Consider the following 11,234-nt stretch of genomic DNA (forward strand, 5'->3'; position numbering starts at 1 on the left):
TAAAAAAAGAAAATCTATGTTATCAAATTTTGGAATTGGAGGTAATGAAGTGCCTCTAGATGCAAATGAAGCAATTATTGAAATAGCACAAAACAGAACTTTAATTGCTCAAAAACTAACAGGACAGACTCCTATTAGACCTGAAATTGTAGAAGGTTTAAATACCGTAGAACAAGTGTTTGAACATTTCAAACCCGAAGTTAAAGTGAATTTTGAAGATGCAGAAGGAGCCACAAAATTTGAAGAATTAAAATTTAAAAATTTAGGAGACTTTGGCATTAAAGGAGTTACAGCTCAAAGTAAATTTCTGACAGATTTACAAATGGAGAAAGAACAGTATCAAAAAATAATAAAACAACTTAAATCCAATAAAATTTTAAAAGCAGCTCTAGAAGATCCCGATGCTAAAGGAGCTCTTATGGAAACTATTGAAGGATTAATTAATGAATTAAATCAAAAATAATTATGGCTAAAGAAGATATAAAAGCACAAGTTCAGGTAAAAGGAGTGGCTGTAGCTGAACCCACAGGAAAAGTTAGTATTCAGAAAGGACTAGATAAACTAGCTAAATTTGGTGGTTTTGATTTATTAGAAGCCTCTATAGAAAATGTTCAAAATTTGAATCCCGAACGTAAAGCCAGACGTCAAATTTTCTTAGGAGATGCTAATAAAAAAGAAGAGAGAAATTCGTTAAAAAAAACATTAGAACTATGGTTAGGAATATTAAAAAACAATTCAAACCTAACCGATATGGTAGCTCAAAGTGAAGATAAAAGTAAAGTTGCAGAAAAAACACTTACTAAAAATTTAGCAACAGCGATTAGAGAAACAGAAGAATTAGAAAAAGCATATAGAACTATAGCTTTATTTTATAAAAATACTGAACAAGATAAAGTGAAAAATGTTTCTATAATCAATGCAGAATTAGAACAATTAACAGATTTAGATAATACCAGATTTATAGAAGCCATTCATCAAGAACTAGTAAATAATTATGATCGTTTAGATCTTAAAAACAACTATGGCTTGGTTGTTATCCCAGGATACCTAGGAAGTAATAAAGTAGTAGAAAAATGGGCTAAAATTGCACATGAAAATAAAGTTATGCTCGTGACGGATTTTGCTCATTTAGATGAACCAGATGATGTAATGGAAATGTTTGACGAGGCATATTTAACAGGTGGAGATATTTACCGTTCTAATGTATTAATGACTTGTAATTGGTTAGTAGGACGAGGTAAATTTGATGAAGTAGAAGAGGCTGATGATTTATATATCCCTCCATCTGCGGCATTAGCTGGGAAAATCTATGGAACATTAATGTCCCAAGTAACAGCAGGTAAAAAATTTGGAGGTATTAATGAAGTAGATGGAGTAAAATTTGACCTTAAAAAAAGTGAAATTGCCAGTTTAGAAAATATGGGCTTAATTCCTATGGTTAATGAATATGGAAAAGTTATGGCATTTTCAGGGAAAACATTATTTAATGGAGATAATTTAGGTCTTCAGACTTATTCCGTAGTCCGAGTTTTCGATTATGTAACTAAAGTTTTAATGGATTTCTTAAACCGTAGAGCTTTTGAAAACTTTACAGCTAAAACACGTAAAGAAATCATGGCACAAATTGTTCGTTTCTTGGATGGAATTACTGGTCCCGATAAACTTATTGAAAATTTTGAAGTAAGAAGATTTGAACAAGACCCTATTCAAAAAGATCGTATTTATTTAGATATTCATATGAAACCTTATTTTCCTGCCAAAAATTTCCTAATAAAAATGGATGGACATAAAGGTGACGATGGTAATTCTAATGAATGGGATACAGAATACGAACAAAAGTAAAAGTCTAACCATAACCTAAGAAAGGAGAAAAATTAATTCTCCTTTCTTAAAAAAAATATATGAGCTATAAAAGTAAAATATTCATATTGCTGCTTATAAGTATTTCCTCTAGTTTTTTATCATCTCAAGATAAAAACAAACAGGGAACGAATATTAATAAAATAACAGAAGATACCATACTTACAAGAATGGTAGACTGTAATGCTTTATTTACATTAAACAATAGGAAGATAGATTATTTGGGAAAAAAATCATACGTATATTCTGAACCTTATTATTTAAGAGCTTACAACAGTAAAAAAGATTATTCGGTATTCCAGATAGGAAAAAGAAAAAACACAAAACCTTTTTTATACGTACGTGTTTTTACTTTTAATACCTGTATAAAAAAAGATGAAGTATTAGAATTTATTTTAGAAAATGAATTTAGATACAGAATAAATAATATATTCGACCCTAATTGTGACGGATATGTTGTAAGTAGAGTTAAAAATAAAGATATCAAAGCTCTTACTGAGTCAAATATAAAAAGCATTAAAGTGTTAACTTTTGAAAAAGACTTTGAATTTCATTTGAACGAAGATGAAGCTGAAAGAATGAAAGATGAATTACAATGTCTTAAGTATAATAAATTTAAATTTAAATAACAATGCCTCTGCCACAATTAGGATTATCCCTTTCTATAACTGATAATGCAGGTTCTCCCATTTATGCAGGTGAAGGAGAAAGAGAAAAAATGGCAGGATTCGATTCGGCTTTAAAAGAACATAAAATATTCATTACTATTTCAGATGAGCAGGTAAATGAAATTGAAATTGATGTTCATAATGATATTTTTGATAAAATAAAACTTCCCACCTTTAAAATGATGATAACCGATGATAAAACAGAAGAAAAAACTTATTATGAAGTAACACGAGATTCTTTTCTATTGGAAGAATTAAAAACCAAAGAAATAGGAGGTCTTTCATTTTTAGGGCTTAATGTGTTTTCCAAAAAAATGTACACTTTACCAGTAATTACTTTTGAACCCTTAGTATCTACTATGGAAATATTTGAAGTTTCTAAATATAGAACTAAAAAAGAAGAATACTTATCTTATACATTACATCGAAATAATGAAACAGCATTATTAATTTCTGGGAAACTATCCTCAGAATTTATAAAAAAAATGAATTCAAATTATTTTTTTTATGTGGTTGATTATCATGAAGGACAAAAGTTTATCGGAGATATTTCGTATAGGGAAAAATTTATTAAATCCATACCGAAAGTTGAAATAAACTTAATTAAAAGATCAAAAAATATAAAAGAATATGAATTGAATAAAAAAGGTAAAGTAAACAAAATAATCTATTTATAAAGTAAAGTAATTACTATGTATGACACTTATTATAAGACCCCGTTAAAATTTAAAGATCTTATTGAAAAAAAAGATCTGGAAAAAGTTAGCCTAGAATATTCTATAGCTCAATTCATAAATATTGTAATTACTTCCTCTTTTGGAGAATGTAAATTTAATGAAATATTTGGTTGCAAAATATGGGAAACAGATTTTGACCTACTATCAGATCCTAATACTTTAAAAGATAGAATAAAAAATGATGTTAAAGTAGCAATTAAAATGCAAGAAAACAGATTAGATCTTACAGAAGTTGAGGTTTCTATTGGAAATGTAAAAGCTGCATCATACAATAATTCATATAGAATAAAAAAAAGAATAACCATTGAAATAAAAGGGTTTATCAAAAAAACAAACAGAGACTTTAGTTTCATAACAAAATTTTTTGTAGGACCATTATCTTATAATTAAAAATATATGGATACACAAGAAAGAATAAAAGATAGAATATTAAGAAGAGCAGCATATACTTGGGGTTATACAGATAGTGAACTTGAAACTTCATTTGATCCTATAGTTTCATTACTGTTAGAAGCTTGTGCTTCTGAATTAGAAAAAATATCCGCGGAACTTAATAATTCCAGATCAAGAATAATAGAAAGGCTTTTAGAAATTATGTCACCGGAAGATAAAACGGGCATAATACCAGCTCGCTCTATTTTACATCTTAATCCGGTAGAAAATAATTTCAAAGTATCTTTAAAACATCAGTTTTTATGTAAAAAGACAATACAAAATATATATGATCCGCTGGCTCCTAAAATTAAAAATATATATTTTGGTCCGACTTTACCTTTTATTCTTACTCAGGCAACTTTAGGTTATATTGCATTTTCAAATACAATGTATTCTTTACAGAGATTGATTCATAAAGATCAAATAGCAAAAAGCAAAGAATATTTAAAACCAGGAACATTTTGGTTAGGCATAAGATGCCCTGAAGGAATAAGTAAAATCGAAAAATTAATGTTTTTTACAGATATAAGAAACATTTCTCAGAGAGAAGTTTTCTATAACTATTTAAAACAAACAAAATTTTATATAAAAGATAAAGAAATTCCATTTCAAGAAGGTTATAATGTTCCTAATTTTTCTATAGATATAGACTCTATAATAAATAAAAATTATAATAAAATAAATCAAATATATACAGATATAAATGACTATTACTTTGATAAATTCTTTCATTTTACTGAAGATATAGAAATAACCGACGATATATTTGAAATTCCTGAAGAACTTACTCAGCATTTTAACCTTGATAATACAAAAATAAATGAGTTGGAAAATGTACTTTGGATTAAAGCGCAATTTCCGGAAGTGGTTATAAATGATATTCTCGAAAATGTAATGTTTTATATAAACTCAATACCTGTAATAAATAAACAATTATTATATAAAACAGAGTCTATAGATTCCTATATTAATTATATACCATTAAGTACAGAAGATATATTTTTAGATTTGGAAAGTATTACAGATTCCAGAGGATATCAATATCACATAAAAAAATTCTCAGAAGGAAATTTAGATATAGGAGATGCAACTCTGAGGCACACAGGAGTAGTACGGTTTGATGAAAGAAATGCATCAGAACTCATACAGTATCTTATAGAGCTTTTAAAAGATGAAAGTGCGTCTTTCTCAGTTATAGGAGGAGACTTTATTGATGGTACTATAAGAGAAGTAAATCAACTCATAGCTACACTTGAACAACATATAAAAGAAAAAAAATTTATAAAAACAAGCTTTCCTTATGTAATTATCAGGCCTAAAGACGCTTCTCTCAAAACAGATAACGATACATTTATGGTAGGATATTGGGTAACAAGTGGAGAAGATGCCAATGATTTGAAAATAGGAACAAAGTTAGAAGGAATCAATACCAATGATTTTGATCAAAATACTATAATGCTGATCAATACCTCGGTCGGAGGAAAATCTCGTTCAAGCACACAAGAAAAAATAGTCTCTTACAGGGAAGCATTACAAACAAGAGGACGAGTAGTAACCTTTGCAGATATAAAAACTTTTTGTTTGAATCATTTCAAATTTACTATTTCCCATATAGAAATAAAAAAAGGAACTAAGGTGGACTCCTCAACTAATAAAGGATTTGTTAGAACCATAGATATAATACTTGAAAAAAATAAAAATGTAGAATATGAAGTTTCAGAATTCGAATGGAAATATCTATGTGATAATCTATTATATAAATTAGATAAAGTTTCGTCCAATGTATATCCATATAGATTAATTATAAAATGAAAAATAGGTATATAATAACAGCTATCATTATTACAACTTTTCTAGTATTAAGTTGTAGAAGTAAGTATTATCGCGAAATACCATATAAAATAGTATATAATCAAAATGAAATAGAAAAAAAATTAAACATTCGTAAGATAATCCCGATTCTTGACACGCTAAATCAGGAATATGAAACAAATTTGAGCGATCGGCAAATATATTTAAAAGAAAAATATTCAATTATTTTAGGAATAAAACCAGAAGAATTAAAAAACTATAAATTTTATGACTTTATAGATAAATGGATAAATACACGTTATGCGCAATCAGGATTTACATCAGATAGTATGAGCATGGCTCCTTTTGTAAGTGCATTATACCAGTATTCATTTAAAAAAAAATTACCCTCAACCCCTTTAGGTATATTTAAATCCAAAGAAATAAACCTTTTTACAGGTAGAAAATTTTTGCAAGAAGGAGATATTTTATTTTTCAGATATAATAAAGATATCCCTATAGGAGATGTAGGGGTATATCTTAGAAACAACAGAATACTTGTAACCACGAAAAGAGATGGATTAATTATAAGTGATTTCAATCAAGATTATTTTCAATTAAGATATATAAGTGCAGGAAGGTTAATACCTAAAGATGAACTAGAACAGGATTAAAAGATGAGAACCACAGAAGAAAAAACTATAATAGAAAGGGTTAAAGATAGAATAAATTCTCTGCAAGATGATTTAAAAGCAGAAGTAATAATTTCTGAATTATTGGATAAATTAGATTCAGAAGAATCTAGTTTTTTAATAGATATGAAAGGTCAATTTAAAAGACCTTTTAGAAAAGATGTACTTAATGCAGAAATTATTGATTTCAAATATGATGATACCCAGTTTGTTAAAGTAAATTTATCCCGAGATGGGATTTATGACACTTTACCGGAAAGAATGTTTCATGAACCACAGTCAGGGAAGCCAAAAATTGAGGTTAGTGAAATGACTCAAGAGTATAAGAGAAACCGAAATGAGGAAATATATGCTCGAAAATTTTTTCAACCTTTTGAAAATGAATTTTTTCTAAAAGCATTAGAAAGAGAAAACTTAGAAAAAGAAATATTATTAGAATTAAATGGTTCAAAACCCATTGAATTTTTCTATGAATTTTGGGATTTAAATAATGAGATACCTCAAATTTTAATGACTAAGCTCATAAGAATACTACCTTACACATATAAAATTGTTGGAGACCTTGAATTAACTGTAAATTGTTTAAGTTATTTATTAGAAGAAAAAGTAGAAATCTCAGAAAAAACTTATAAAGAACAATCCAGTTCAGAAAAAGAACAAAGTCTAGGTAATTGTAGGTTAGGATTAGATATGATATCAGGGAATGAATACATGGATTATTCCTTGTATTTAGAATTTAAAATCGGACCTCTAAAAAAGACATCATTTTTAGAATATATACATCAAGGTAAAATAAAGAAATTTATAGAATTATTCTATGAATATTTTCTTCCTATGGAAATAGATGTTAAAACCACAATTTTATTAAATCAAGATATAGAAGCATTCAGTTTAAAAGAATTATCAATATTAGGAATAACTACAAGAATATGAAATTTAAGACATATTTCAAAGACTTAATAGATCCCAAAATAATTATTGGCGTGTTAATTATTTTGGCTGTAGCCATTATAATAACTGTTTTTTTTACTTCAAAAGTTAGCAGTTTTAAGCAAAAATATAAAAATAAATATATAGCATACCTTATAGTAACGATGCTTATATTTGCTTTAATAACTTTTATAGGCTCTTCAGAAGTTTTTAATGGAGATGTATATAATATTTTCACCTTCTATCAGACAATATTTTTCATATTAGGAATTATTCATTGTTATATATATAGAAGCTATTTCAAAAAATTTGATACCACATCTATTTGGATTGAATTACTATTTAATCTTATAATTTTAATCTATTCAATTATTCCAATAATTATCATTTATACCATTGTAAAAGGAAATGTCTTTGTTTATAGCATGGCATTTTCTACACTTACATTTTTAGTTCCGACACTTATATATGGAACTTTTGAATCATGTATTTCAATACCTCCCAAAATATATAAAACCTGGGAATTTCCAGATGAGCATGCATATCCAGATCCTCCAGACAGTGAATATAGAGATATGCTAGTAGTGACTTTTCTATTTCACAAAGACCCCAATTCAACGATGAGGACAGAATTTAGGGCAAAAGCTCCCATCAGGATGGATTTTGGAAGATTATTCTATCATTTTGTTAATGATTATAATCTTAAAAATCCGGATTTTCCTATCAATTTATTAGATAAAACCGGACAAAAACAACATTGGGTGTTTTATTTAAAATCTAAACATTTAGGAATTCCTAAATATATACAGCCAAAATATCCACTTTATATGAATAAAATTGAAGAAAATAGTGTGATTATATGTGAAAGAACACCACCATTACTAAATTCAGTAGATGAAATCAACTATGAAATCAATGAAGATCAAATAGAAAAAGAAGAGAATAAATTAAATCATAAAAAAGAAAACTTTTAACTTAAGATAATACATTATTATGTTAGAAAAGCTAAACTATTTTCCGGTTAATTGGATTGATGGAATGAAAATAAATAAATCCCATTTTATTGCTATGCAAAATAATTATGTTGACATAGTTAGGGATGCTATAGGTAGTCAGGTAACCCCTATTACATATGGTCTTCTTCCTGTTCAAAATTCAATGGAATCAATAAAAATCTCATTGGTAATTGACAATCATAAATTATTAAGAGTAAAGATCGAAGAGTGCCATGCTATAACTCCCAATGGCTCTAGGATAGAAGTAAGTCCAATGAGTAATTCTATAAACATGCAAATGCCTTATCCTGAGGCAGTTTTTAACATAGAAGATGATCAGGAAATAGTTTTACTCGCAAATATTATAGTAAACCCGTTCGAAACGGCCCCTTATGGAGAGCTAGATCCCGATGAAAATCCGCCCAGGTATCCCTATTTAGTTCCCACCTATAAATTACATTTAGTGCAAGAAGGACAAATGGGACAAGAATCTAGCTATGCCGGTTTTCAGTTAACGGTAGGTAAAATAGTTGTAAATAAAGAAGAAACCTATCTTCAACCCGGTTATATTCCTCCATGTACTATGACGAACAGTCATAAAATATTAATCAATATGCATACTCTTATTGATAAGTTTATGGGGCAATTAGAATTATATGCAGTACAGATTGCACAAAAAATAAATAGAAAACAACAGACTAATGAGTTGGCAGTTATGGTGTTAAGATTGTCGGATTTAATCATAACTTACTTAGGTAATGAAATTAATTCCCTCAGATGGTTAGGACTATACACAAGCCCTGCTTATATGTTAGATAAAGTTGTCCGATTAGCTCGAATCATGAAAAATTTTGTAGATGCACGTTCAGGTGCGGGAAAAGAAGAATTACTAAATTATCTGGCAGAATGGTGCGGATTATCGCAAGGAGATTTTGAAGTGCTATTTACTGACTTAGTCAACGTAGGTTATAATCATTCCCAAATTGATAAAACATTAAAACAAGTAGATGTATTTATGAGTACTATAGAACAACTTTTCTCAGCACTTAACAAACTCGATTATATAGGTAAAAGAAATGATACCGGAATATTTGTTAAAGAAAGAATTGAAAATGATCCAATTCAAAAAACTAAACGTAGTAGATTTTTAGAAGATTAAAAAAATATAACTATGGAAGTATTAAATAAAAAAGAAAGAGTCACATCATTTTTATTGTTTATCCTATTATTTCTTATTACTACAGTAATAATAGTTTTAGCAATATTTTATAACTATCAGTTGCCTTTAAAGGAAATTGCAGAATTAAAAAAACAAAATCAATCTATGATAAATGAATTCAGTTATCAGGGTAGGTTTGAGCATCAAATGGAAACCTTAAAAAAATATATAGATTCTATAGATATGCCTAATCAAGATGTTTATTATTACCAACAAAAAGCCATTAATATGGTAATAAACATGGAACAGGGAATTCCTCCCCAAGACAGCATAAGAAGAGGATTGCTTTATAAAAACTTTTTATTAACCAGCCGTTCACTTATAGATTCAAAGAAAACAATTAAAACCTATGGGAAAAGTAAGGCTGAAATAGATACTCTTTTAGCACAAATTCAAACTTATAAAAGACAAATAGAAATAATGAAAAGAGACTTAGAAATTTGCAGAATGTTAAATAGAAAAGATTAATTAATAACTTTTTTTAAACATCATCTTATTTGGAAAACCAGTACAAATTTTAACATAAAATTAACATTGCGTATAAAATAAGATAAAGGTGAATTTATATATTTGCTATATAAATATGTAGTCAATAAAATAATAATTACTAAATAAAAAATTAATATTATGTCATTTAAAGCAAAACTAGAAGTAGCGGGAAAGAAATACAATGTTCTAAACGTGAATTATTCCTTAGCCCAAGAAACAGATCCTACAGGAAGACCCTCCTCTCAAACCCGAGGAGGTCGAATAGAAGTCACTGTAGAATCAACCGGAGAGACCGATATCTTTGAGTGGATGACCAATAGCTTTGAGCGTAAAGACGGAAAAGTAATCTTTATCAAAAGAGATTCCGATGCAACCTTAAAAGAATTGGACTTCACCGATGGGTATGTAGTCAAATACAAAGAGAATTTTGATTCCAACGGCACCAATCCATTAACAGAGACCTTTACGATTTCAGCTAAGACCATCAAGATGGGAACCGGCGAACATGTAAACGAATGGGTATAAAATTCTCTATCCCCATAAGAAAAAACATCTCTTAAGCAAAGAGAATGAAAAAAAAGGGGAAGCAGTAGCTTCTCCTTTTTTCAAATTTATCCCTATTATAAAAACAAACACTTATCAAAAATAACTTATAAAATGTCTTCATTTTTAGCCAAATTAGAAATGGAAGGATCTGTATATACAGTACTTCATTGCCACTACAGCTTTCAAAAAAACATAGATTCCTCAGGCAAACCCCAGGGAGCAACCCGCGGAGGATACCTGGATTTAACCTTGGAAAGTAACGGGAATTCAGTTTTCATAGACTGGATGCTATCACAAAATAAGACCAAAGACGGAGTCATTATCTTTTACCGTCGCGATGCGATGAGTAAACTACAGGAAGTAAAATTTGAGAAAAGCTACTGCATCTCTTTCGAAGAAGAATTTGATGCCACAGATAACCAGCCGATGCGTATACGCTTACAATTATGTTCCAAGAAGCTGAGTATAGCCAATATCAGCTATGAGAACAGTTGGAAACTGGGCTGAGCAAAATAACCCCAGGGAGAGGGTCAGGGTATATTTTTAAAAACCAATAAAAAAGGAGGAAAAGCCAAGTCCTTTCCCGAATTAAAACCCTAATATATGAGCATAATAGAAGATCCGAATAAAAAGGCACCTCAGGTAGACCTGAGTAAACTCACAGAAAAGCTACAACAATCTGCCCTTGACTCAGCCGAGACGAAACTGGATCAAGCCACCCAAGGCATCCGAGAAGAGGTAAAAAAAGTACAGGAAACAGCCACCCGGGTACAAAACAAACTAACCCGGGTAAACGAAGAACTTAGCCCGATAAAAGGCAACACCTTTGAAATCATCCCCCCGGAAGTATTGGAAAAACAAAAAGCCTTAAG

At 29.2% G+C, this 11,234-nt stretch carries 13 protein-coding genes and 1 pseudogene; all 14 read left to right on the forward strand.

From position 1 onward, the window contains the following. Positions 1 to 16: 16 nt before the first annotated feature. Positions 17 to 463 carry a hypothetical protein gene (locus C4S77_RS12370; protein ID WP_105193632.1) on the forward strand — a complete coding sequence of 149 codons (447 nt, stop codon included), beginning with the start codon at positions 17 to 19 and terminating at the stop codon, positions 461 to 463. Then, a complete protein-coding gene (locus C4S77_RS12375; protein ID WP_395856504.1) occupies positions 448 to 1,842 on the forward strand; it encodes a DUF5458 family protein in 1,395 nt (464 codons plus the stop codon). Before C4S77_RS12370 ends, C4S77_RS12375 begins: the two co-directional genes overlap by 16 nt. A 59-nt stretch (positions 1,843 to 1,901) precedes the next feature. Continuing rightward, positions 1,902 to 2,489: a hypothetical protein gene (locus tag C4S77_RS12380; RefSeq protein ID WP_105193631.1), complete on the forward strand. Its 588-nt coding sequence runs from the start codon at positions 1,902 to 1,904 to the stop codon at positions 2,487 to 2,489. Positions 2,490 to 2,491: 2 nt separating this feature from the next. After that, entirely contained in the window at positions 2,492 to 3,205 is a 714-nt protein-coding gene (locus tag C4S77_RS12385) for a hypothetical protein (RefSeq protein WP_105247802.1), read from the forward strand. Between the two features lie 15 nt (positions 3,206 to 3,220). Then, complete coding sequence (locus tag C4S77_RS12390) at positions 3,221 to 3,655, forward strand: GPW/gp25 family protein (protein WP_105247803.1); 435 nt, start codon at positions 3,221 to 3,223, stop codon at positions 3,653 to 3,655. A gap of 6 nt (positions 3,656 to 3,661) precedes the next feature. Beyond that, positions 3,662 to 5,512 (forward strand): type VI secretion system baseplate subunit TssF, encoded by a 1,851-nt coding sequence (locus C4S77_RS12395; protein ID WP_105247804.1) that lies wholly within the window; start codon positions 3,662 to 3,664, stop codon positions 5,510 to 5,512. After that, positions 5,509 to 6,165, forward strand: a complete 657-nt coding sequence (locus C4S77_RS12400) for a C40 family peptidase (RefSeq protein ID WP_105193627.1) — start codon at positions 5,509 to 5,511, stop codon at positions 6,163 to 6,165. Before C4S77_RS12395 ends, C4S77_RS12400 begins: the two co-directional genes overlap by 4 nt. A gap of 3 nt (positions 6,166 to 6,168) precedes the next feature. Then, the gene (locus C4S77_RS12405; protein ID WP_105247805.1) at positions 6,169 to 7,116 is read left to right on the forward strand and encodes a type VI secretion system baseplate subunit TssG; all 948 of its coding nucleotides are present in this window, start codon (positions 6,169 to 6,171) and stop codon (positions 7,114 to 7,116) included. Next, on the forward strand, positions 7,113 to 8,087 hold the full coding sequence (locus tag C4S77_RS12410; protein ID WP_105193625.1) for a TssN family type VI secretion system protein: 975 nt from the start codon (positions 7,113 to 7,115) through the stop codon (positions 8,085 to 8,087). The genes C4S77_RS12405 and C4S77_RS12410 overlap by 4 nt, the downstream gene beginning before the upstream one ends. A gap of 19 nt (positions 8,088 to 8,106) precedes the next feature. Continuing rightward, positions 8,107 to 9,267, forward strand: coding sequence for a hypothetical protein (locus C4S77_RS12415; protein ID WP_105193624.1), 1,161 nt, complete (start codon positions 8,107 to 8,109; stop codon positions 9,265 to 9,267). 12 nt (positions 9,268 to 9,279) lie between these two features. Beyond that, positions 9,280 to 9,795 (forward strand): type VI secretion system TssO, encoded by a 516-nt coding sequence (tssO, locus tag C4S77_RS12420; protein WP_105193623.1) that lies wholly within the window; start codon positions 9,280 to 9,282, stop codon positions 9,793 to 9,795. A 159-nt stretch (positions 9,796 to 9,954) separates the two neighbouring features. Continuing rightward, positions 9,955 to 10,341, forward strand: coding sequence for a type VI secretion system tube protein TssD (gene tssD, locus C4S77_RS12425; RefSeq protein ID WP_105193621.1), 387 nt, complete (start codon positions 9,955 to 9,957; stop codon positions 10,339 to 10,341). A 132-nt stretch (positions 10,342 to 10,473) separates the two neighbouring features. Further along, the gene (gene tssD, locus C4S77_RS12430; protein WP_105193622.1) at positions 10,474 to 10,869 is read left to right on the forward strand and encodes a type VI secretion system tube protein TssD; all 396 of its coding nucleotides are present in this window, start codon (positions 10,474 to 10,476) and stop codon (positions 10,867 to 10,869) included. Positions 10,870 to 10,965: 96 nt separating this feature from the next. Then, positions 10,966 to 11,234: pseudogene (locus C4S77_RS12435) on the forward strand (hypothetical protein); the annotation flags it as partial.

It is taken from the genome of Apibacter adventoris (genome assembly GCF_002964975.1).
Taxonomy (GTDB): Bacteria; Bacteroidota; Bacteroidia; order Flavobacteriales; family Weeksellaceae; genus Apibacter; species Apibacter adventoris.